Source organism: Bacillus sp. MUM 13, assembly GCF_001866725.1.
Lineage (GTDB): Bacteria > Bacillota > Bacilli > Bacillales > DSM-1321 > Peribacillus.
In genome coordinates this window covers 1-24246 of the sequence record NZ_MLYQ01000110.1, presented here as the reverse complement: position 1 = coordinate 24246, position 24246 = coordinate 1, and the positions used below count along the sequence as shown (strand labels likewise).

Genomic DNA, 24246 nt, shown 5'->3' with positions numbered 1-24246 from the left:
TTATGACCTCGAGAGGCTAGGCGCTGCAGCTGGATTGAGAAAAAGCGCAAGCGCCACACACCCATTTAGTAGCAAATAAAATAAAAAATAAGTGAGGTAAAAAATTATGGCTATTTCATTAAGCAAAGGTCAAAAGGTAGACTTAACTAAATCAAATCCTGGACTTAAAAATATTATTGTCGGATTGGGATGGGATACAAATAAGTATGATGGAGGCCATGATTTTGACTTGGATTCCTCTGTATTTTTACTAAATGCATCAGGAAAAGTAAATTCCGATAAAGATTTTGTATTTTTCAATAATCTTCAAGGCGGAAATGGCTCTGTTGTACATACTGGCGATAACTTGACCGGCCAAGGAGATGGAGACGACGAGCAAATTAAAATTGATTTGACTGCCGTTCCTGCTGAGGTAGAAAAAATCGCATTTACTATTACAATTCATGAAGCAGAATCACGCGGCCAAAACTTCGGCCAGGTTTCCAATGCTTTCGTACGTGTTGTAAACGAACAAGGAAATGAGGAACTAATCCGATATGACCTTGGAGAAGACTTTTCCATTGAAACAGCTGTAGTTGTAGCTGAATTGTACCGCCATAATGGAGAATGGAAGTTCAATGCTATCGGAAGCGGCTACCAGGGCGGATTAGCTGCGCTTGTTACAGACTACGGCCTGCAAGTAGGATGACCCAGAAGCGGAATCGCCTGTCCAGCCCGGAAAGCAAATAGGGTTTTGCCAGAAGAAGGCGGGTTTTGGCCTTCGAGGGGAAAACATCTTTTGCAAAGCGGGCTAGGCGAAGAAGCTGGATGACCCAGAAGCGGAATCGCCTGTCCAGCCCGGAAAGCAAATAGGGTTTTGCCAGAAGAAGGCGGGTTTTGGCCTTCGAGGGGAAAACATCTTTTGCAAAGCGGGCTAGGCGAAGAAGCTGGTTGACCCGAAAGCGGAATCGCCTGATTCCGCTCATTTTTTAAAGAACAGGCAGAGCGGATTCACTCGCCTGAAATTCTTGGGGTTTCACGATTTCTTATGATTTACAGAAAGGGTGACCACTTTAGATGACTATTTCACTTGCTAAAGGACAGCGGATTGATTTGACTAAAACAAATCCGGGTTTAACCAGAGCCATTATCGGGTTAGGCTGGGACACGAACCGCTATTCTGGCGGATATGATTTTGACCTTGATGCCTCGGCATTTCTGGTGGATCAAAATGATAAATGCACAAATGATCTGGATTTTATTTTCTATAATAATTTGAAGGATCCGAACGGTGCGGTCGAGCATACTGGCGATAACCGAACGGGCGAAGGAGATGGAGATGATGAGCAAATCAAAATCGACTTCAGTAAAATCCCTTCTCACATTCATAAAGTGGCTATAACCGTAACCATACATGATGCTCCTGCACGCAATCAGAACTTTGGCCAGGTATCAAACGCCTTCGTACGCGTAGTGAACGAGGATAACAATGAAGAAGTGCTTCGCTATGACTTGGGTGAAGATTTCTCTATTGAAACAGCAGTGGTGATTTGTGAACTTTACCGCCATGGATCTGAATGGAAATTCAATGCCATTGGCAGCGGCTTTTCTGGCGGACTTGCTGCACTTTGCAGAAATTATGGGCTGACAGTCTAATTCTATAGGCTTCCTTCTAGTATTTATGGAGGATTCCTTATTTGGTTATGCATAAAAACAAAAAAAGAATTAAGGTGAGAACAAAAAAGGAGACTACTACATGGATTTTTTTCAAAATCTTTTCCATACATATGGGGAATTTTTTTCGATTGATAACATACAGCAGGTATTGTCAGACCCTGCTGCATGGGGAGTAATCGGCACACTGATTATTCTGGAGGGTTTATTATCAGCAGATAATGCACTTGTGTTAGCTGTCATGGTTAAGCACCTTCCGCCCAAATTGCAAAAAAAGGCGCTCTTTTATGGAATCATAGGGGCCTATATTTTCAGGTTTATAGCAATTGGTCTTGGTGTTTTCCTCATCAAAATCTGGTGGATCAAGATTGTTGGAGGAGCGTACCTTCTCTGGCTGGCTCTTAGCTACTTTCTTAAAAAGAATAATGAAGAAGAGGAATCAGAGGGAATCAATAAAAAAGGGATCCTCATCAAAATGTTCGGTGTGTTCTGGGGTACGGTTGCTGCTGTTGAAATAATGGACATTGCCTTCAGTATTGATTCAGTCATTGCTGCCTTTGGGGTAAGCGATCAAATTTGGGTGCTGTTCCTTGGAGGAATATTGGGTGTGTTAATGATGAGAGGCGTTGCCCAGATATTCCTTGTTCTTATTGAAAGAATCCCGGAACTGGAAACAACTGCTTTTGTTTTAATCGCAATTATCGGAATCAAAATGATTGCAGGGGCATTCGGATTCCATATTGAAGAATTATTATTCTTCGGTATTCTGGTAGGCGTGTTCTTAATCACATTCATCGTTCATGCTTTGAAAAAACGAAGCAAAGACGAAGAATTATCCAATTCTAAATAATGCATTCATGGAGGGTAAACACATCAGTGTTTCCCCTTTCGTTTTTATCCAGATAGTTTAGCGGACGTCCAGCGCTTTAGATATGCCCCCCGATATAGCAGGATACTGCAGCAAGGAGAAAGGAGGAGAATAGTTGCGCCACTTTGACTATTTAAATGCAAAAAATGAGGACAGTATCTTTTTTCAAAAGCCTGCCCGGTTCTCAAAAGACAGCGAGAAGGAATTGCTTGCACAAGGAATGGGAGCTACTTTATATATGCCTGGAACCAGGCCGAATATAAGCGGGGAAATCACGGCGAAAAAGTATGATGGTCTTGTATCCATGGCACTCTGCCTGGAGGACGCCATTGGAGATCATGAGGTAGAGGATGCTGAAATGAATATCATCACGCACCTTCAGCAGCTATATATGAATATCGAAAAAGGACTTTTTAAATATGAGGACCTTCCGCTGATCTTTATCCGTGTAAGAAATGAGGAACAAATGAGAAATGTTGCCGGGCATCTTGGCAGTTCCATTAAGGTACTCAGCGGCTTTATTTTTCCGAAATTCAATCCTGAAAATGGCCATGGCTATATCCAGGCCCTGCTTGATATCAATGAGGCATATGGAATGCAGCTGTACGGGATGCCGATTCTTGAGTCGGAAGATATAATCTATAAAGAGACAAGAGTTTCTTCTTTGATGAAAATTAAGGAATTGCTGGATCAAAATTATGGCCGGATCCTGAATGTGAGAATGGGTGCAACGGACTTCTGCGGTTTATATGGAATCAGAAGGGGCAGCGATACGACCATTTATGATATATCTGTTGTCCGTGACTGCATTGCGGATATCGTGAATGTATTTGCCAGAAGCGAAAAAGAATATGTGATCTCTGGCCCTGTCTGGGAGTATTTCCATACACTTGAGAGAGTCATGAAGCCTCAGCTCAGGCAAACTCCCTTTAGAAACAGCAGGGGTACAGAAGGCTTGCTGATTCGTGAAAATATCCTGAATAATTACTTGGACGGGCTGATTAAGGAAGTGCTTCTGGATAAAACAAATGGGCTGACCGGCAAGACAATAATTCATCCAACACATATTTTGCCTGTCCACAGCTTCAGCGTCGTTTCTTTTGAAGAGTATTTAGATGCTATGAGCATTATGGAAAGTGCGGCCGGAGATGCTGGTGTGAAAAAAAGCCAATTCTCCAACAAAATGAATGAAATGAAGCCGCATTTTAATTGGGCTAATAAAATTATGACAAAAGCCAGAGCATACGGGGTGTACCATGAACAAAGTTCCTACATCGACTTACTTGCAAAGCAAGAATCCATACACATTTAATATACTTGATTCACTAAGTATCAAACTTACTGTTACGGAAAATCCGTACCAGCTTCCGCTGGAAGTGCTATTTGACATGGCGGCCAGAAAAAATAAAAAAAGAGGGTTTTTATTTGTCAGCAAGGTCCTCGGCAAACATATTCCGGTTAAACCAGCCGCTTCTTTATTAAGCGGAGGAGTGCTGGCAATGAGGTATATGGAGGAGGTTCATGGCGTGTCATGCAGTAGGCGCGAAAATATTATTGGCCGCCTGATTTCCGGACAGGGAGAGAGAGAGGCCTATCTTTCCATGCTGAAGGAACCCTTTCAGCTGCCTGATGAAACTCTATTTATCGGATTTGCTGAAACGGCAACGGCACTTGGACATAATATGTTCGAGTTTTTTGATAATGCCGCATTCGTTCATACTACAAGAGAAAATACCCGGGAATTAGAGTCGATTATAAACTTTGAGGAAGAACACTCCCATGCTACCTCACAGGCATGCTATTGCAGGGAAGAGCTTCTGCAAAGGGGCGGCCCTATTGTACTTGTTGATGATGAAATCACAACAGGCAATACTGCCCTCAACATTATCAAAGCGATTCAGCAAAGCTTTCCGAGAGAAGAGTATACGGTAGCTTCACTGCTCGACTGGAGATCAGAAGATAATAAAAAAAGGTACGAAGAGCTTGAGAAAGAGCTTGGAATCAGAATCAAGACAGTTACCTTGCTGGCAGGGGAAATTGAAGTGCAAGGAAATCCTGTTGAAGATGAAGGGGCTTTTCAATACGTAAAGGATGAGCGGGCCGCTGATCCTCAAGTTAATAGGATCAGTTTATCTTCAATCAGCAAAAAGATACAAGATCTCCCCCTTACATTTATCAGCAGCAAGGGGGAAGCTGAACATGTGCTTTACTCTGGGATGACTGGCCGATTCAGCGGTCTTTTGTCTGAAAATAACGCAGATATCGATTCATTTTGCAGGATGGCTGGCGAAAAGCTTCTTCAAACCCGGACAGAAGGAAAAGCGTTATGCCTTGGAACAGGGGAATTTATGTATCTGCCAATGAAAATTGCCGATTATATGGGCGATAATCTTTTCTATCAATCTACAACAAGAAGTCCCATTCACCGTGTCAATAAGACTGGATACGCAGTAAAAAGCGGTGTTGCTTTCCCGTGCCCGGAAGATGACTGTATCACGAATTATTTCTATAATATTGAGTACAAGCAGTATGCAGATATTTTTTTGTTTCTTGAGAGAACAATTGACGAAGAAAAACTGGCTCCATTACTGGAGTGCCTTAAGCAGACAGGCCCGGAAACCATTACCTTAGTAACTGTTAATTGAGTGCAAGTGCAAAAGAGAGGAAGCGCAGCCATGCAAGTAAAAAGCTTTAATAAATTAACGCCAATGGGCAGTTATCCAAAAGATGATGTTACGTTTTTATTGAAGGATTTAAGCAATGTTATGGAGGAGCAGGAAACCGAAGACCGTGAAAAAGCCATTCAGTCTGGCATCCATTATTCAGAAATGCTTCCGGTTGAGTATCAGCCTACGTCTCAGTATATGGAGCTGTTTTGGAAGTCTCTTAATGAGTATTCCCAAAAACTCGCAGTTTCTGTTGGGGTTGTGGCGGAAGAAATTTTTGAAAAAAAAGGGGACCGGATCGTCCTTGTATCTCTCGCAAGGGCAGGCACGCCTATAGGAATTTTAATTAAGCGCTATTTGGCATATGTACATGGCCTTGATTTGCCGCACTACAGTGTGTCCATTATCCGCGGAAAGGGTATTGATGAGAATGCAATAGCTTATATTGCCAGACATCATGGCACAGAAGGCATTCAATTTGTAGATGGCTGGACAGGCAAGGGTGTCATCACTACTGAGCTAAAAGGTGCGTGCCGCAAGCTTCAGAATGATTTTGGTTTTTCCATAGATGACAGCCTGGCTGTATTGGCTGACCCTGGGTATTGTGCGGAAATATTCGGGACAAGAGAGGATTTCCTGATTCCAAGCGCTTGCCTGAATTCTACGGTTTCTGGACTGGTCAGCCGGACAGTTCACAATGCAGCCTACATTAAAGATCATGATTTTCACGGAGCAAAGTATTATCATCACCTTGAAAAAGAGGATGTTTCAAATGAATTCATTCGGGTGATTACAGATGAATTTCAGTATGTGAAAGACGAAGTGAAAAGCCAGCTGGAAGAGCTGAGAAAAAGCGGTTCAGAATTATCCTGGAGCGGACTGGAAGCAATCAAGGAAATTCAGGAAAGGTTTCAAATCCAGGATATCAATCATATTAAACCTGGCGTTGGAGAGACAACACGCGTATTGCTGCGGAGAGTGCCCTGGAAAATTCTTGTGAGGGACCGTGATGATGAACGCCTCAAGCATATCCTGCTGCTGGCGGAGGAAAGGGATGTGCCTGTTGAGGAATATAAAAATATGGCATATGCATGCTGCGGATTAATTAAGATGGTGGGAGATCAAAAATGATTTTTGCGAGTGACCTGGACCAGACTTTAATTTATTCTAAACGTTCAGCAAGAGTGGGACTTAATGAAAAATGGCCAGATACCATATTGGCGGAAACGCTTGAAGAACGGGAAATTTCCTATATGACCAATGAAGCAGCAGCGCTATTAAAGAAAGTAAATGGCATGATGACATTCCTGCCGGTCACTACCAGAACCATTGAACAATATAAGAGAATATTTTTTATTTCAGAGGTTATTCAGCCAAAAGCAGCAGTCACCAGCAATGGAGGAAACATTCTGATTGATGGAAAAGCGGATGAAGAGTGGCGGCGCAGAATTGCTGGAAGATTGATTGGAGAATCTTCGCCAAAGGAAGATGTTCAAAAAGAGTTCAGCAGGATTTCGCATAGCAATTGGATTATTGAAGAACGGACGGCGGATGATTTGTTTCATTATTACCTCATTCAGCAAGACCTTGCGCCGAGAGACGAAATCGAGCAATTTAAAAAAGCGGCAGCTGCAATGGGATGGAATTTATCCCTTCAGGGCCGCAAGCTATATTTTGTTCCTCAATGCATAAACAAATGGGAAGCAGTGGCATATTTAAAAGATCTTTTTAGAGAAGATGTCATTGCCGCTTCGGGCGACTCTATGCTTGACTTATGCATGCTTGAAGCTGCAGATTATGCTATTGCTCCTTGTCATGGAGAGCTTAACATCATGACTGATTCCCCGGCAGAACCCCTGCTAAGAACTGAACAAAAAGGGATAAAAGCGGCCGAGGAAATCTTGACACATGTATTGAAGGTTTATGAAGAGCATAAAATGAATATATATGGAGCATCCATTTCCTGAGGGAAATGAAATTTTTACAGCACAAGAAGGTGTCCTCTTTGATTAATTTATTGAAAAAACAGCCGAATTTAGATGACCGCAATATACTGAGTTCAAGTGATGCCTGCAAAGAATGGGGCATTGAAGCTTCAACCTTGAGAAGAAGAATCAATGACTTTCCGTATGGGACAGTCAGGAAGTTCGGAACCTCCTGGGTTGTTACCCGGGAAGGAATGTACGCGGTGTTTGGCGAAAAAAGAACCAATAGAAACTTTTATTCTTGGAACCAAAAACGAGATCAGCTATGAGCTGATCCCGTTTTTTTTTAAGTCTTTTTCCACACTTTATCCACATGATCCCCATCTGCGGCTTCGGATGCAAGGAGCTTCCGCATTTGGATCAAGATAGGAATTCGGATGGATTTAACCCCAGTTCCCTGCAGATTTCAGCAACGACTCTTTGTTCATTCGGATCAAAATGGCCGTCTGCATAGCCGATAGCTATGCAGTAGCGTGCGACCAGTCTGGCGATTTCCGGTTTCGACCGGACACGCCCAAGAGCTTTAAAGGCTTCTGCCCTTCCGACAATTTGATCACGTTCCATGCGCTGCACGAAAAGATTGAATGCCTGGATTACCTTATTGGTATCAAATACACGCAATTCATCACTTTGATTAACGAACTCTGTCATCTTCTGGCGTTCTGAAGGGTCAAGCCGGCCATCTGCCATGGCTACCAGAGCGCATGCTGCTACAACTGCATCCATGACATCCTGGCTTTTAAAGCGTTTGAATACTTCCTGGGCTTTTCGTTTCTGCTGATTTGCCCACTCCACATAATCCGTTTGATTAGGCGACCAAGAGTTTCCGCAGCTGTTGCAGGTAAACTTCAGCTGCTTTTTTCCGATAAATCCGCCAAGCAAGCCGACTGGTCCTAGAATTAGCCCTCCGATTGCAGCTTTTCCAAGTCCAAATCCTTTTTCACCAGTTCGGACATTGGACGAATGGCAGCGCGGGCAGTGAATCTCCTCTCCGCCATAAGTCTGCTGGGCTGCAGGGTAGGACTGCTGCATAGGCGGATTGTGTGGAGGCGGATTATAGGCAGGGCTGTGAGATGACATAGCCGGTGTCTGCTGCTGGAATTGTCCGTTATATGGTGGCTGCTGCTGCTGGAAGTAAGGCTGTGCGGCTGGCGCTGGCTCATCATCCACGGTTATTCCAAAATTTCTGCACAATGCCGCAAGCCCGCCTTGAAAACCGCTGGCAATTGCGTTGAATTTCCATTCTCCATTATGTCTGTACAATTCAGCTGCAACAATGGCTGTTTCAACAGTGAATTCCCTGCCAAGGTTGAAACGCAATAATTCCTCGTTGGATTGTTCATTGAAGATACGCACATAAGCATTGGATACCTGGCCGAAATTTTGCTGTTTCATTTGCGCATCATGAATGGTAATAGTAAATGAGATTCGATGAACAGATTGCGGGACCCTTGTTAAATCAATCCTGATTTGTTCATCATCTTGAACTCCAGCCCCGCTTCTATTATCACCGCTGTAAAGGACTGATCCATTGCCTCCGGAAGGGTTATTGTAAAATACAAAATCTGAATCCGAACTCACTTTTCCAGATGGGCCGGTAAGAAATGCAGAAGCGTCCAAATCAAAGTGTCCGCCGTGCTGGCTTACATCCCACCCTAAACCTGCAACTACATGTTGAAGACCTGGATTGGTTTTTGTTAAATCAACTTTTTGACCTTTGCTCAGGGTTACTCCCATAAACGAAATCCACTCCTTATCTACCGTCATTTAATTGTTGATTTTTCAGCACAAAGACTTTATGCGTGAAAAACTATTTATCTGTGAATATATTGATTTATGTATAGTCAAAGCCATTGCTGTATCTTAACTTTAACACAAGAAAAGTAAAAAAAAGAAATATAAGTATTGGTATTTCTGATGATTTTTAATAAAGGCTGTATTCGTAAACTTTGCAGCTACGGAATAAGGCGGCTGATTTCCGCTTGAGGATGTTCACTTGCCGCAGGGCGGGCGGTGAGCATCCTCAGCTATGCCTGCGGGAGTCCCGCACCTTTACAGGCAAAAATGACCCTGCCTGTCATTCAGAATTGCCTTAACAAAGGCGATAAGGTGCAATCTCTTTTTTGCAGAAGTTATTGTTCTAGAAGACAAGATGTTTTATAATTCAAAATATAACAAAAATTATAAAAAGAGGGGGGTTTAGAAAGAAGATCCAGGAAATTAATCTATATTTACACGAGAGGCAGGCAATTAAATGAAAGCGCTTAAATCAAATGTGCTATGGGGAATCATTTCGGCAATAGGAGCCATCAGTTTTGGATATATGGCCCTTAAAAGAGGAGAAAGCATTAATGCAATTTGGATTTTGACTGCTGCAGTTTGTGTATATGCGATTGCTTACCGCTTTTATAGTAAATTTATTTCACAAAAGGTATTTCAGCTGGATGACAGCCGCATTACTCCTTCAGAAGCTAATAATGACGGCAAAGACTATGTGCCTACTAATAAGTGGGTTTTATTTGGGCATCACTTTGCTGCAATTGCCGGAGCGGGACCTCTCGTTGGACCGATTCTTGCGGCCCAGATGGGTTATCTGCCCGGAACGCTGTGGATTATCGTAGGTGTTGTGCTGGCAGGAGCGGTCCAGGACTTTGTTATCCTTTTTGCCTCGATGCGCCGAAACGGAAAGTCACTTGGTGAAATTATTAAAGAAGAAATAGGCACTGTCACTGGCGTTATTGCAAGTATCGGGATTTTAGGTATCATGGTCATTTTATTGGCAGTTCTTGCACTGGTAGTCGTGAAGGCCCTGGCTGGAAGTCCATGGGGGATGTTCACGATTGCAGCGACCATTCCGATTGCCCTCTTCATGGGCATTTATATGCGCTATATCCGGCCGGGAAGGGTAGGCGAAGGTTCGGTAATCGGCTTTATTTTATTGATGATTGCACTTTATTTCGGGCAATATGTCTCTCATCACCAGGCATGGGCAGAAGCCTTTACATTCAAAGGAGAGACCATCGCAATCATGATGATTGCTTATGGATTTATAGCTTCTGTCCTGCCTGTATGGCTGCTGCTTGCACCAAGGGATTACCTGAGCACATTTCTAAAGGTAGGGACAATACTTGCCCTCGCTTTAGGGATTATTATTGTTGCACCGAATCTGGAAATGCCGGCAGTCACAGACTTTGTAAATGGTACCGGTCCTGTATTTTCAGGCAATCTCTTTCCCTTTTTATTCATAACGATTGCATGCGGATCTGTTTCAGGCTTTCATTCGCTGGTAGCATCCGGCACCACACCTAAAATGATAGAACGCGAATCCCATGCTCGTGCCATCGGATATGGCGCGATGCTGACAGAGTCTTTCGTTGCAGTCATGGCAATGATTGCTGCATGTGTGCTGACTCCAGGGGTCTACTTTGCAATAAATAGCCCGGCAGCCGTAATAGGCACAGACGCCGCACAAGCTGCTGCAGCTATTGCAAAATGGGGATATACCATTACTCCTGATATGCTGACAGGACTTGCTGATAAAGTTGGCGAACAATCCATTTTGTCCCGGACCGGAGGAGCTCCGACATTGGCCATCGGCATGGCGTTAATCTTCTCAAAGGTCATTGGCGGAAATGCACTTATGGCCTTTTGGTATCACTTCGCGATTCTGTTTGAGGCTTTATTCATTTTAACTACGATTGATGCCGGCACCCGAGTGGGACGGTTCATGATCCAGGATTTAATGGGAACGGTTTATAAGCCTTTCGCAAAGACGGATGCATGGGTTCCTAATATTATTGCTACAGCAGTGTGTGTGTTGCTTTGGGGATATTTCCTTTACCAGGGGGTCATTGATCCGCTTGGGGGAATTAACACATTATGGCCGCTGTTCGGAATTGCCAATCAAATGCTTGCCGGCATTGCACTCATTCTGGGAACAAGCATCTTGTTTAAAATGGGTAAAAAAACTTACACGTGGATTACCCTTGTTCCGACAACATGGCTGCTTGTGGTAACTATGACGGCTGGCTGGCAAAAACTTTTTCACAGCAATCCGAAAATTGGATTTTTATCACATGCCAAAATATTTAAAAACGCTATGAATGAGGGACAGGTGCTTGCACCTGCCGCAACAAAAACTCAGATGAAACAGATACTTGTAAATGATTATGTGGATGCAGCTCTTTGCGGCATTTTCATGATTGTCGTGCTGGCTGTTTTATTATCTGCCATCCGTCTATGGATTAAAATTATTTCTAATCAAAAAGTCACTCTGCAGGAAACGGTTTTTACCCGCCGGGCTTGACAGGAGGAGATTATCCATGATTAAGAAACTAGCGGTGATTTGGAGCTATCGAAAACAGTTTATTAGTTTGCTTGCAGGTGTTCCTTGCTACGAACAATATGTGGAGCATATGAAACACCATCATCCTGATGAAAAGGCGGCAAGCAGAAAAGAATTTTTTTGCGAAGCACAGGAAGCACGGTTTAATGCAAAAGGAGGAAAAATATCAAGGTGCTGCTGATCTGCAAAAAATGCTTTAAGAGCCATTCTAAAAGGCTTTTAAAGCATTTTTTTAATTTTCGCTAAAAATCTGAATAGTTCAAACTAATCAGATTGGTTGAAAGGTATGCGAATTAAATGTTAAGGTTTTAGAGTAACCTGCCCAGCCCTCATAATATAATCCTGGAATACTCTTTGATTTACTCCTCTGCTTTTATCCATTTGCTCAATGTATCACAAATTGGATGCCTTTTTACATTCATCGGCTTTTAGCAAAGTCACGGAGAATAAAAATTGGCAAAAGGCACATTCTTTTTAATAAGACTGTCCTTTTTTTATTTCATTTTTATGAACCTGCCAAGCCTTTTGTAGCAATTGGAGATGTTGTTGAAAAAAATAATGAACGAGGTGAGCTAGTGAAACCCAATGTAATTGTAAAGGACGTATCTAAAATTTTTGGAAAAAATCCAAAAGCTGCTGTTGAGCTTTTGAAAAAAGGATACTCCAAAAAGGAAATACTTAAAGAAACCGGCCAAACAGTTGGGGTTAATAAAGCTAATTTTGAAATCTATCCTGGTGAAATATTTGTCATCATGGGTCTGTCCGGAAGCGGGAAATCTACACTGATCCGTATGTTTAACAGGCTTATAGCTCCAACGTATGGAGAAATTCAAATTGATGGTGAAGATATCGTCAAAATGAGCCCGGCGCGGCTTAGGGAAGTAAGGCAGAAGAAAATCAGTATGGTCTTTCAGAATTTTGCCCTTTTTCCTCATAAAACCATTCTTGAGAATACAGAGTATGGCCTGGAAATACAGAAAGTTCCTCCAGATGAGCGTGAAAAGAAAGCGATGAAGGCTCTGGAAGTTGTTGGTCTAAAAGGTTATGAACATCAGCTTCCTTCACAGCTGAGCGGAGGCATGCAGCAAAGGGTAGGACTTGCGCGGGCTCTGGCGAGTGATACAGATATATTATTAATGGATGAAGCATTCAGTGCCCTGGATCCGCTTATTCGCAAGGACATGCAGGATGAGCTTCTTGAAATTCAGGAAAATCTGAAGAAGACCATTATTTTTATTACACATGATTTAGATGAGGCTCTAAGGATTGGTGACAGAATCGCCCTTATGAGGGATGGAAGTGTTATTCAGCTTGGGACTCCTGAAGAAATTATGATGAATCCAGCCAATGAATACGTTGAACGTTTTGTAGAAGATGTGGATATTTCTAAGGTGCTTACTGCTTCTCACATTATGAAAAGACCTGAAAAAATTTCTGCGGATAGAGGCCCTCGTGTTGCTCTTCAAATAATGAGAGACCAGGGGTTTTCAAGTATTTTTGTGGTAGACCGCAAAAAACGTCTTCTCGGTGCATTGAGTGCTGAGCAGGCAAAGCAGGCAATTGACCAGAATCTTACTATTAGCGAGGTAATGACCACAGATGTTCCGGTTGTAGGAGAGAATGTGGTGATTGCAGATTTATTAGATGTTATGGCCACGGCTAATCTGCCTTTATCTGTAGTAGATGAAGAAAACCGACTTAAAGGAATCATTATCCGTGGTGCCGTAATCGGTGCATTATCAGGTAACAAAGACTCCTTGAATGATTTGGGGGTGGAGTAAATGAATATTCCTAAAATTCCTTTAGGCTCTTGGATTGATAAATTGGTTGATTGGATTACGATTACATTTGATCCTATTTTCAGTGCCATTTCAAGCTTTATACAAGGTGTACTGGATGTATTTATACAGGTGCTTGGAGCAGGTCCGTCCTTTATTCTGATTCTGCTTCTCACTATATTGGTGACTTATACATGCAGATGGCCGCTGGGACTGTTTACTTTAATCAGTTTATGGCTGATTGACAATTTGGGTTATTGGGATGCTACGGTTCAGACACTGGCTCTCGTGCTTTCTGCGGGGATTATCACCATACTGATAGGTATACCAATCGGAATTTGGGCTGCCCAAAATGATACAGTGAAGAAAATTGTTACACCTATTCTTGATTTCATGCAGACTATGCCTGCATTTGTTTATTTGATTCCTTCCATTTTGTTTTTTGGAATCGGAGTGGTTCCCGGAATTATCGCTTCTGTGATTTTTGCAGTAGCCCCTACCATCCGTTTGACCAATCTGGGTATCCGTGAGGTTCCGAAAGACTTAATTGAGGCTTCTGAGGCATTTGGTTCTACTGCAGGACAGAAGCTTTATAAAGTACAGCTTCCATTGGCCATGCCGACTATCCTTGCTGGCGTAAACCAAAGCATCATGCTTTCTCTATCAATGGTTGTTATTGCATCATTGGTTGGTGCCCCTGGGCTTGGAGCAGAAGTATATCGTGCAGTATCCCAAATTAAAGTGGGAACAGGCTTTGAAGCAGGATTATCCATTGTTATTATCGCTGTCATTTTAGACAGGGTTTCACAGAATCTGAGAAATCCGGCATATGAGAACATTTTAAAGAAAAAAGTGGTTTACAGCGTGTATGCCGCCCTAGTCATCATAACGGCAATTTACTTTGTCGCTGCCAATGCTGCTGCTCCTGACAAATCGTCAAGCGGCAATGTAGGGGATCAGGTAAATCATCAGATTATTGGGATTGATCCTGGCGCAGGCATCATGAAATCCACCAAAAAAGCTATGAAAGATTATGGGCTGAATGATTGGAACCTTGTTGAGGGGTCTTCAGCCGCCATGACAGCTCAGCTGAAAAAAGCTTATGAAAAGAAAGAGCCGATTATTGTAACTGGATGGACACCGCATTGGATGTTCCAAAAATACAAGCTGAAATATCTGTCCGATCCTAAAGGCTCGTATGGAAAAGGAGAGTCCATCCATACTATAGTTAGAAAAGGATTAAAAGAGGATGCTCCAGGTGCTGTTTCAATCCTTGATAAATTCTACTGGACACCGTCAGATATGGAAAAAGTGATGGCTGATGTCCAAAAAGGAACAGAACCGGAAGAAGCTGCTGCCAAATGGATATCTTCACATCGTGATCAGGTGAAGAAGTGGACAGCAGGTGCACAAAAAGGCAATGGGCAAAAAATCAGTCTTGTTTACGTTGCGTGGGAGTCTGAAGTTGCCAGCACCAATGTAATCGGCAAAGTGCTTAAGGATCAAGGATACGATGTGTCGCTTAAGCAGGTTGAAATAGGGCCGATGTTTGCTGGAATTGCCAATAAAAGTGCTGATGCAATGGTTGCAGCATGGCTGCCGACCACAACAGCAGATTATTATAAAGAGTACAAGTCCGACATTGTTGACCTGGGTCCTAACTTAAAAGGAACAAAGCTTGGCTTAACTGTTCCGCAGTATATGAAAATTAATTCAATTGAAGATTTAAAAAAGAAATAATCAACAAAAGGCATTCTCTTCGGAGGATGCCTTTTGTTAATTCTGCTGTTTCTAAACTTTATTGAACAAGTACCTTTAGGATGCCTTCCCGCTAATCACCTTTCTCTACAATCAAACTCGTTTAATAATGTGATCCCCTCACAGAATTGATGAAAAAACAACAATCTTTAAGAAAGGCTGTTTTCGTAAATTTTTTGCTATGGAACAAGGGGCTGAATTCCGTTCCAGGATGCTCGATTTCCGCATGGGGCAGGCGGTAAGCCCGCAGGAGTTTCCCGCCTTACGCTCCAATCAACCTGACTTGACAATGGGAACGCCTCACATAACAAAGTAAAAATACAACAAACTTTAAGAAAAGAGTTTTTAATTTATATGTAAGGTTATATAACATGTTTTTTTAAAAAAATCTAAAAATTCATTGTATTTTTTCTAATTACGTAATAAGATAATAAACATATTAGAATACATGTTATAAAATCTAACATCAATCAATAAAACGGGGGAATGAAAATATGCAAATGGGCGATACAGTTTTTATGTTTTTAGCTACTTTACTGGTTTGGGTCATGACACCAGGCATTGCATTGTTTTATGGAGGAATGGTTAAAAGCAAGAATGTGCTGAGCACAGCAATGCATAGCTACATGCCCATTGCGGTGGTATCCATTCTATGGGTGCTTGCCGGGTACTCTATATCGTTTTCAACGGGAGGCAATGCATTCTTTGGCAATTTGGATTGGGCTGGGCTAAAAGGGGTAACATTTAAACCAAATCCGGATTATAGTGCAACCATACCGCATAATTTATTTATGATGTTCCAGATGACTTTTGCCGTTCTTACGGTTTCCATTATATCGGGGGGGATTGCTGAACGCATGAAATTTTCTGCATTTCTTATCTTCTCCATATTCTGGTCTCTATTGGTTTATGCTCCAGTTGCTCACTGGGTATGGGGAGCGGGGGGCTGGCTTCGTGAACTGGGCACGCTTGATTTTGCAGGGGGGAACGTCGTTCATATTTCATCTGGGGTGACAGGGCTGGTTCTAGCCATCCTTCTTGGGAAAAGGAAGGGTGCTAACGTTAGTTCCCCGCACAATCTTCCTTTGACCTTTTTAGGGGCAACGTTAATATGGTTTGGCTGGTATGGATTTAATGTAGGAAGTGCTTTGACTATTAATGATGTAGCGATGAATGTTTTCGTGAATACTGCCATTGCAGCTTCAGCTGGGATACTGGGCTGGCTTTTGGTGGAATATATCATAAATAAAAAACCGACCATGCTTGGAGCACTTTCGGGAGCTATTGCCGGGCTTGTTGCCATTACACCTGCCTGCGGTTTTGTTACACCTGGCGCTTCAATTATCATTGGATTGATTGGCGGGGCCGTTTGTTTCTGGGGAGTCTTTTTCCTTAAGAGAAAGCTTGGATACGACGATTCTCTTGATGCCTTCGGATTACACGGAGTGGGCGGCACTTGGGGAGGCATCGCAACGGGGCTGTTTGCCACAACTAAGGTAAATACAGCCGGTGCTGACGGACTTTTCTATGGTGATGCAGGGCTTCTCTGGAAACAGCTGGCGGCTATTGCTGCGACTTATATATTTGTTGCTGTGCTTACATTCATTATCGCAAAAGCCATACATGTATTTATGCCGATTAGGGTTAATGAGGAAGAAGAATCACTGGGGCTAGATATAACTCTGCATGGTGAAAAAGCTTATCATGAATCAATATAAGGAGGCGGAAACATGGGGGATATCCTGACTAAAATAGATATTATTACGCGTCCTGGGCAGTTCGAGTCATTTAAAAAGGAACTTGCCAAGATTGGCGTGAGCGGTATTACTGTTTCTGAAGTGAAGGGAACAGGCCTTCAAAAAGGCTTCATTGAGTCCTATAGGGGAGTAAAGCGCGAAATTACCCTTCATGACCGCATAAAGATAGAAATTGTGGTATGCGAAGTGCCTGTGAGCGATGTTGTGGATCTTGCCCGGAAGTTATTGAACACGGGAAAGCCCGGTGACGGAAAAATCTTTATTTATGAACTTTCAAATGTTATCAAAATACGCACAGGAGATGAAGGGCATGCGGCACTGAAAAATGAAAACTGACAGCGGGAGGCCATTCTCTGATGCTTTGGGAAGTTTATGATAAGCAGGAGGTATAAAATGGGGAGACTGGTGAAGATTATTGAGGCCAAGAAACATAGAATCATTAATATCCTTATTGCAGAGAATGCATATCAGCCATCTGACAGAATATATTTATCCAATTTGCCGCTGAAAAACCTTGAAGAAATATTGAAATATCGACCTGTTAAATCAGTAAGTGACAATGAGAATAATAGCTGAAGCTGCTTTGAACGGCGTTCTGTTATCAGGAACGCTTTTTTTAGCTATGTTAAACATTTATATTGATATTTGCCTTAAACGAACACTCGTTCTGTAATGGGTGTATGTATTAGAACAAAAGCGTGTGGTTCGTAATGGCACTGAGGGATATTATAAAAGATTTTTTCATAAAATCACTTGCCTCTTATTCCGTATTTGAACCTATCTTTAAAGATATATCTGAACAGAAACATAAGGCTCTTTTCTTAAAGATTGTTGTTTTTATATATTCCGTGAGGCGATCCTGTTGTTTAACCGGGTTGATTGGAGTGTAAGGTGCGAGACTCCTGTGGGATTAGCGGGAAGGTGAGACCCCGCAAGCTTTGCTGTGAGGCTCACCGCCCGCCCCATGGAAAGCGAGCATCCTGTAGCGGAAATCAACCCCTTGTTCAGATAGCAACAAAGTTTACGAAAACAGCCAAACATAAAGATGGCTACACCTGCACACGTTGCTATTCAACTCCCCCAGTTTTGTTGAACAAGACATTTTGTAGTTTAAAGCAAAAACCTCTATAAATTAGAAAAATGGCGTGTAAATACTGCTGCCAGTTCGCACGCCATTTACTTTGATATATGCACCTTAAGATGGTCAATACTGTTTGATAGAAAAATGACCTTAATTTCCTTCAAATTCTTTGACTATTTCTACAACTTCTATATTACCATTTATTAAAGTCTCAACTAATGGGGCTCTGCCTAGTTTATTTGGATTATTACTCCAGTAGTATTCTGCATTGTTTTCATTTTCCTCTTCATTATCAGTTCCATCAAATACATTATACGCATCACCATCAAACACATCACCATCGGTTCGTAATTTCACAATTTGATAGACTTTTCTTTCACTATTCATAAATGAATTTGCCCACATTTCTGCATCTGATAAAGTTCTTGAGGTGTATAAACACGCCATCCTAGAAGGATATTTTGGATATTTTTCCTTTCTGACTTTTTCAAACGCTAGTTCTCTGTATGTTCTAACAGTCCAATATTCCAAATCTGAGGCAATGAAATTTGATAAACTATCCGTGGGTTCATTGCCATTCAATATATTTTTACAAGCAAAAACCCGTTTATAAACGCCATTATGATGATTATTATCAAAAACTATTATTTGTCCAAGTTCCATAGGTTTTTCAGTAACTGTATGATACACATAAATTTCACCCATTATATAGCACCCCATTTTTTATGAATGCGGATAAGTATAATCAATTTTATTATACAACTTTTCTTCCTATTAAAAAGGATGTAAAATAGCACTGTACTTTATAAGGCGGGCACGGGCAATCGGGCCTGCAGTTTCTTTTTTACAAAATAACCCGAGGTGATTTTCATGGATCCATTTACAGTGTCGTCTGTAATGAATGTAATCAGTGAATTCTTTCCGAAAGATACCTCGATTGCAGTGGCAAATGATCAAAATTTTATATACTATCAGCCAAGCAAGAAGGTTGATCTGAAAATTAGGCCAGGTGACAGAGTAAGTGAAGATACAGTGACATATAAGGCATTGACCATACACAAAAAAACGTCCGAATTTATTGAGAGAAATGGTTTCGGTGTTCCCTATTACGGGATGTCTGTTCCAATTCTTGACAATGGAAGCACAAGAGGCGTTATTACAGCCATCTTGCCATCAAAGCCTTCTTTCATGCCTTCATCTTTTTTGACTATTAAAACCATTGACCGGTGGATACCGGTTCCATACGGGGAAGTTATGTACCTGGAAGCCCAGAACCGAAAGACAAGCGTTGTTTCAAAGCGGATCAGCGGATCGCATAAACTGAATTTGAGTGAAATTGAATGGCTTTTGCCAAATGAATCATTCATAAGAGTCCATCGCTCTTATATTGTGAATATCCATTTTATTGAAGAAATCTTGCCGGATTTCCACTCGACTTTCTTGCTTGTGATGAAGGATTCAACTAGAATTCAAGTCAGCCAGACCTACGCGAGCCAGTTCAGGCGGGCACTTGGTTTTTAGACGCTCTGTGAAAGGTAGCTTTTTTTCTGCTTTATCCCTTAATTAAGGCTTTTCATTCCAAAACGGGTGAGGATGCTATTCCTGGTTGGTAATATAGAAAGAAAAGCCGGAATGGGGGATACAAATGAAAGGGAACATTTCTAAACGGATTAGGAATCACGATTTATTGAATAAGGTGGTAGCTGCCGAGCAGGCTGCTTCATGGATTAAAGATGGGATGACACTGGGATTGAGCGGCTTTACACGTGCGGGAGATGCAAAAGCAATACCAATGGCTTTAGTGGAACGCTCAAGAAACGAACCACTGAAAGTGAATGTATACACAGGCGCATCTTTAGGTTCTGATGCTGATCGTTTGATGGCTGAAGCAGGAATTATTAATAAACGGCTTCCTTTCCAGGCGGATTCCTCCATGCGGCAAAAAATAAACCAGGGAGAAATGATGTATGTTGATCAGCATTTGTCACATACAGCTGAAATGATCCGCGGTGATATTTTGCAGCCCATTGACTTTGCGATTGTAGAAGCTCTTTCCATAACTGAAGATGGCATGATTATTCCGACGACCTCTGTTGGGAATTCCTCTATTTTTGTAGAAAAAGCAAAAGAGGTCATTGTTGAATTAAATTTGGCCCATCCCTCAGGGCTTGAGGGAATTCATGATATATATTCGCCGTCAAAGCAGGGTGAGCGCCAGCCTATTGGAGTGACGAAGGTGAATGATATCATCGGCAGCAAGGGAATCAAAGTCGAAATGGGGAAAATTAAAGGGATCGTGATTACCAATCAGCCCGACTCTCCTTCTAATATTGTTCCCCCTGATCCGGAGACTGCCATGATTGCCAGTCATTTAATTGACTTTCTGCGCCTGGAAATCGGGCAGGGAAGGCTGACAAAAAGCCTGGCGCCGCTTCAGTCAGGAATCGGGACGGTCGCAAATGCGGTATTCCACGGATTGCTGGAATCGGAATTCACCGATTTAGAAGTGTATTCAGAAGTGCTGCAGGATTCTGTCTTTGACCTTCTGGATGCAGGGAAAGTAAAGTTTGCTTCAGGCTGCTCGATTACTCTTTCTGAGGAAAAAATGAAAGAGGTCTACAGCAATATGGACCGTTACCGGGACAAGCTTGTTCTTAGACCTCAGGAGATTTCCAATCATCCTGAAATTATCAGAAGGCTTGGCTTAATTTCTATTAATACTGCTTTGGAAGCGGACATCTACGGCAATGTTAATTCTACACATGTTTGCGGTACTAAAATGATGAATGGAATAGGAGGTTCAGGTGACTTTGCCCGAAATTCCCGTCTCGGCATTTTTGTTACGAAATCGATTGCTAAAAATGGGAAAATTTCAAGCATTGTACCATTTGCTTCACATATTGATCATACCGAACATGATGTGGATATTCTCGTTACAGAACAGGGATATGCGGACTTAAGAGGACTGGCCCCAAAAGAAAAAGTGTCTCTTATTATAGAAAATTGTGCACACCCCATGTACCGCAAACAGCTTCATAGCTACTTTGCGGAAGCATTGGAGCGCGGAGGCCAAACCCCGCATGTGCTTGAAAAGGCATTTTCATGGCATACTAATTATTCAATTAATGGAACGATGCTTAAAGAAGAAGCCCAAAAACTGCAGCTTACATAAGAGCATAAAGGGCAATTCCCCTAATATAGGAGCTGCATACAAAAAACCAGCAGGTTCAAGCCTGCTGGTTTTTGTTATGCTAATGTTTTTTATAGGCCGAGAGAAATATACTTTACTTCAAGGTACTCTTCAATTCCGTGGTGCCCGCCTTCGCGTCCGAGCCCGCTTTGTTTGAAACCGCCAAATGGTGCCTGCGGAGTGGATGGAAGGCCATCGTTTAAGCCGACGATTCCAAATTCAAGGGCTTCGCAAACCTTGATGCCGCGGGTAATATTTTCAGTGAAAACGTAAGCGGCAAGTCCAAATATAGAATTGTTGGCACGCTCTATTGCTTCTTCTTCTGTTGTAAATGTTGCAATTGGAAGAAGAGGCCCAAACGTTTCTTCATGCATACAAAGCATATCATCGCTTATATTGGAGATTACCGTAGGCTCCATATAAAGCCCTCCCTTGGAATTCCCTCCTGTTTCCAGCTTGGCTCCAAGGCTGATAGCATCATCTATATGCCTTTGGACCTTTTTTACTGCATGTTCATCAATCAGCGGGCCAATCTCGACGCCTTCTTCCATACCGTTGCCGATCTTAAGGGCCTTGACTTTTGGCAATAATTTTTCAATGAAAGCTTGGTAAATATTTTCGTGAACATAAATCCTATTGGAGCAAACGCAGGTCTGGCCTGCATTGCGGAATTTTGAGCTGATTACACCATCTGCTGCCTTATCAAGATCCGCATCTTCTAATACTATGGCAGGAGCATGGCCGCCGAGCTCCAGGGAAATTTTCTTGACCGTTTCGGCTGATCCTTTCATCAATTCCTTGCCTACTTCGGTTGACCCTGTAAACGTAAGCTTCCGGACCCGTTCATCCTCCAACCAGGCATTCCCGATTTCTTTTGATTTCCCAGTCACTACATTAATGACGCCTTTGGGTATGCCGGCTTCTTCAGCCAGTTCAGCCATTTTTAGGGCAGTAAGAGGGGTCAGGCCGGCCGGCTTGATTACGACTGTACATCCGGTCGCCAGTGCTGGAGCTACCTTGCGGGTAATCATGGCCGCCGGGAAATTCCATGGTGTTATAACGGCAACCACACCTACTGGCTGCTTTGTTACAAAGAGCCGCTTATTCTGGACGGATGCTGGAATCATTTCTCCATATACCCGTTTTCCTTCTTCGGCATACCAGGAAATAAAACCATTTGCATAGCTCATTTCTCCGATTGCTTCTTTAAGCGGCTTGCCTTGTTCCGCCGTCATGACACGGCCTAATTCTTCTTTGTTATCCTCAATCAATCGATGCCACTTTGACAGCAGTTCAGATCGTTCGTAGGCTGAGAGGGCAGACCAGCTTTTGAAGGCCTCATAAGCTGCGTCAGCTGCCTTTTTAGCTTCGTTGGTGCCGCCATTAGGAACAGTGGCAATCACTTCGTCCGTCGCCGGGTTTTTTACTTCAATTTCCGGCAGTCCAAAATCGGACCATTCTCCGTTGATATACAAACCATACTTTTTCATAAAAAAACCTCCCCGAATAAAGTGGCGTCGCCGCAGGTGCATACGCTTTTTTTCTATTATATACAACTTTGTCTTATCTCTTAAATCTTCTGCCTGTATGAAGCCTATGCCTTTTTATATCCAGCATTTTTATTCTGCAATGCAGGCTAGGTCCCTGTGTTTTGCTTAAACTGCAATTTCCCTTTTCAGGCAAACGGATATCAAGTATAGTTACTATATACATATAGAGGCTTGCTATTTAAAATTTGGACCTTTTCTTACAGATTGTTGTTTTTTAATCTGTTTTGTGAAGCGATCCCGTTATTAAACCGGGTTGATTGGAGTGTGGGCTCACCGCCTGCCCCGCGGAAAGCGAGCATCCTGGGAAATCAGCCCCTTGTTCTATAGCAGCAAAGTTTACGAAAATAGCCTAAAATTTAAAGCGAGCGGAGGGGATTTTTTGTTCAAATCAAAGCTCCATTTTTGGACATTTGAGCTTTTAATGATTTCAGTCCTGATTTATGTCAGCACAAAAATTTCTTTTTTCTTTGAACCGGTTGTCATATTCATTTCGACGCTTTTTTTCCCGATACTGATATCGGGTTTCCTTTACTTCATGTTTAATCCGGTTGTTAAGTTCCTGGTTAACAGGAAAATCCCAAGAAATGCAGCGATATTATTGATATATGTCGTATTCATTGGACTTATTGGATTGCTTGCTGCACTTGTGGGGCCGCCATTGTCGAGACAGATTACTGAGCTTGTAAATAATGTGCCGGCTTATATTCAGGAGCTTAGGCAGCTGACTGATCAATTTTCACATTCAAGCTGGTTTAAATGGGGAATGCAGCAGGAATATGTTTCTCTTGATAAAGTAGAAACAGCTCTGCAAAGATATGCTACACAGCTTCCGGGCAATATTTCCAACAGCCTGTCATCCATTTTGAGTGTAGTGACCAATATTACCTTAATAGTCGCAACTGTTCCTTTTGTTTTGTTTTATATGCTTAAGGATGGAAGCAAGCTGCCGCAGGCAATCATGAAATTTGTTCCATCTTCTTATCAAAAAGAAGGACTAGTCATTCTTGAAGAAACATCTGAAACGCTGGCGACTTATATTCAAGGGCAGCTTCTTGTTTGCTTGTTTGTAGGAATTGCCACATTTATCGGCTATTTGGCCGTTGGACTGCCGTATGCCATTTTATTTGCCATCATCGGCGCAGTTACAAACATTATCCCTTATGTCGGCCCATTCATCGGTGCAGCACCGGCAGTCATAGTGGGGCTGCTGCATTCGCCTACACAGGCCCTGCTGGTCATCGTTGTCGTAGCCGTCGTTCAGCAGCTGGATGGAAATTTCATTTCGCCATTGGTCATCGGCAAGAAATTGAATACCCATCCGCTCACCATCATTATTTTATTGCTTGTTGCCGGAAATATTGCAGGCATTTTGGGCATGATCCTTGCAGTTCCAGCCTATTCTGTCACAAAAACAATTGTTCTGAACATTGTCAGGTTTATTAGATTGAAGAAAAGATCTAAAGTTGTCCTTGAAGAGTGAAGGCCTTGCTGAATACAGCAAAGCCTTTTTTTTAGGCAGTTTTCGTAAATTTTGCTGCTATGAAACAAGGTGGTTGATGATTTCCGCTCCATGATGCTCGCTTTCCGCGGGGGCAGCCGGTGAGCCTCCTCGGCT

The 24246-nt window shown here is 42.4% G+C and carries 21 protein-coding genes; 18 read left to right on the top strand and 3 right to left on the bottom strand.

Annotation, left to right across the window (positions count from 1 at the left end; translation table 11 throughout):
• The first annotated feature begins 106 nt into the window (after window positions 1-106).
• The 8 genes from BIV59_RS20260 to BIV59_RS20220 all read left to right on the top strand — a co-directional run bounded on the left by BIV59_RS20260 (window position 107) and on the right by BIV59_RS20220 (window position 7441).
• Window positions 107-688, top strand: a complete 582-nt coding sequence (locus BIV59_RS20260; RefSeq protein WP_071353274.1) for a TerD family protein — start codon at window positions 107-109, stop codon at window positions 686-688.
• Between the two features lie 368 nt (window positions 689-1056).
• Window positions 1057-1635, top strand: a complete 579-nt coding sequence (locus BIV59_RS20250) for a TerD family protein (protein WP_071353272.1) — start codon at window positions 1057-1059, stop codon at window positions 1633-1635.
• A 100-nt stretch (window positions 1636-1735) separates the two neighbouring features.
• Window positions 1736-2503: a TerC family protein gene (locus BIV59_RS20245; RefSeq protein WP_071353271.1), complete on the top strand. Its 768-nt coding sequence runs from the start codon at window positions 1736-1738 to the stop codon at window positions 2501-2503.
• A gap of 133 nt (window positions 2504-2636) precedes the next feature.
• On the top strand, window positions 2637-3833 hold the full coding sequence (locus BIV59_RS20240; RefSeq protein ID WP_071353270.1) for an HpcH/HpaI aldolase/citrate lyase family protein: 1197 nt from the start codon (window positions 2637-2639) through the stop codon (window positions 3831-3833).
• Window positions 3778-5166 (top strand): phosphoribosyltransferase family protein, encoded by a 1389-nt coding sequence (locus BIV59_RS20235; protein WP_071353269.1) that lies wholly within the window; start codon window positions 3778-3780, stop codon window positions 5164-5166. Before BIV59_RS20240 ends, BIV59_RS20235 begins: the two co-directional genes overlap by 56 nt.
• 30 nt (window positions 5167-5196) lie before the next feature.
• On the top strand, window positions 5197-6318 hold the full coding sequence (locus BIV59_RS20230; protein WP_071353268.1) for a cysteine protease StiP family protein: 1122 nt from the start codon (window positions 5197-5199) through the stop codon (window positions 6316-6318).
• Complete coding sequence (locus BIV59_RS20225; RefSeq protein WP_071353267.1) at window positions 6315-7154, top strand: HAD family hydrolase; 840 nt, start codon at window positions 6315-6317, stop codon at window positions 7152-7154. Before BIV59_RS20230 ends, BIV59_RS20225 begins: the two co-directional genes overlap by 4 nt.
• 38 nt (window positions 7155-7192) lie before the next feature.
• Window positions 7193-7441, top strand: a complete 249-nt coding sequence (locus tag BIV59_RS20220) for a helix-turn-helix domain-containing protein (protein WP_170846210.1) — start codon at window positions 7193-7195, stop codon at window positions 7439-7441.
• A 91-nt stretch (window positions 7442-7532) separates the two neighbouring features.
• Here the strand turns inward: BIV59_RS20220 and BIV59_RS24295 are convergent, their stop codons facing one another.
• Window positions 7533-8909: a TerD family protein gene (locus tag BIV59_RS24295; RefSeq protein ID WP_071353266.1), complete on the bottom strand. Its 1377-nt coding sequence runs from the start codon at window positions 8907-8909 to the stop codon at window positions 7533-7535.
• A gap of 517 nt (window positions 8910-9426) precedes the next feature.
• Between BIV59_RS24295 and BIV59_RS20210 the strand changes: the two genes are divergently transcribed.
• The 7 genes from BIV59_RS20210 to BIV59_RS20180 all read left to right on the top strand — a co-directional run bounded on the left by BIV59_RS20210 (window position 9427) and on the right by BIV59_RS20180 (window position 17386).
• The gene (locus tag BIV59_RS20210; RefSeq protein WP_071353265.1) at window positions 9427-11478 is read left to right on the top strand and encodes a carbon starvation CstA family protein; all 2052 of its coding nucleotides are present in this window, start codon (window positions 9427-9429) and stop codon (window positions 11476-11478) included.
• A gap of 16 nt (window positions 11479-11494) precedes the next feature.
• Window positions 11495-11698, top strand: a complete 204-nt coding sequence (locus BIV59_RS20205) for a YbdD/YjiX family protein (protein ID WP_071353264.1) — start codon at window positions 11495-11497, stop codon at window positions 11696-11698.
• Window positions 11699-12092: 394 nt separating this feature from the next.
• Window positions 12093-13298 (top strand): quaternary amine ABC transporter ATP-binding protein, encoded by a 1206-nt coding sequence (locus BIV59_RS20200; protein ID WP_071353275.1) that lies wholly within the window; start codon window positions 12093-12095, stop codon window positions 13296-13298.
• On the top strand, window positions 13299-15035 hold the full coding sequence (locus BIV59_RS24290) for a glycine betaine ABC transporter substrate-binding protein (protein ID WP_071353263.1): 1737 nt from the start codon (window positions 13299-13301) through the stop codon (window positions 15033-15035).
• A gap of 512 nt (window positions 15036-15547) precedes the next feature.
• Window positions 15548-16771: an ammonium transporter gene (locus tag BIV59_RS20190; protein ID WP_071353262.1), complete on the top strand. Its 1224-nt coding sequence runs from the start codon at window positions 15548-15550 to the stop codon at window positions 16769-16771.
• 12 nt (window positions 16772-16783) lie between these two features.
• Window positions 16784-17146, top strand: a complete 363-nt coding sequence (locus BIV59_RS20185) for a P-II family nitrogen regulator (protein ID WP_071353261.1) — start codon at window positions 16784-16786, stop codon at window positions 17144-17146.
• A gap of 57 nt (window positions 17147-17203) precedes the next feature.
• Window positions 17204-17386, top strand: a complete 183-nt coding sequence (locus BIV59_RS20180) for a hypothetical protein (RefSeq protein WP_071353260.1) — start codon at window positions 17204-17206, stop codon at window positions 17384-17386.
• 655 nt (window positions 17387-18041) lie between these two features.
• On the opposite strand, the gene BIV59_RS20175 is transcribed toward BIV59_RS20180, so the two are convergent.
• A complete protein-coding gene (locus BIV59_RS20175; RefSeq protein WP_071353259.1) occupies window positions 18042-18596 on the bottom strand; it encodes a DUF2441 domain-containing protein in 555 nt (184 codons plus the stop codon).
• A gap of 165 nt (window positions 18597-18761) precedes the next feature.
• Here BIV59_RS20175 and BIV59_RS20170 point away from each other — a divergent pair, with 165 nt between their 5' ends.
• The gene (locus BIV59_RS20170) at window positions 18762-19412 is read left to right on the top strand and encodes a LytTR family DNA-binding domain-containing protein (RefSeq protein ID WP_071353258.1); all 651 of its coding nucleotides are present in this window, start codon (window positions 18762-18764) and stop codon (window positions 19410-19412) included.
• 124 nt (window positions 19413-19536) lie between these two features.
• Window positions 19537-21063, top strand: coding sequence for an acetyl-CoA hydrolase/transferase family protein (locus BIV59_RS20165; RefSeq protein WP_071353257.1), 1527 nt, complete (start codon window positions 19537-19539; stop codon window positions 21061-21063).
• An 89-nt stretch (window positions 21064-21152) separates the two neighbouring features.
• On the opposite strand, the gene BIV59_RS20160 is transcribed toward BIV59_RS20165, so the two are convergent.
• Entirely contained in the window at window positions 21153-22571 is a 1419-nt protein-coding gene (locus tag BIV59_RS20160) for an NAD-dependent succinate-semialdehyde dehydrogenase (protein WP_071353256.1), read from the bottom strand.
• A 439-nt stretch (window positions 22572-23010) separates the two neighbouring features.
• On the opposite strand from BIV59_RS20160, the gene BIV59_RS20155 reads away from it, so the two are divergent.
• Window positions 23011-24111, top strand: a complete 1101-nt coding sequence (locus tag BIV59_RS20155; RefSeq protein WP_071353255.1) for an AI-2E family transporter — start codon at window positions 23011-23013, stop codon at window positions 24109-24111.
• The last annotated feature ends 135 nt before the right edge of the window (window positions 24112-24246 follow it).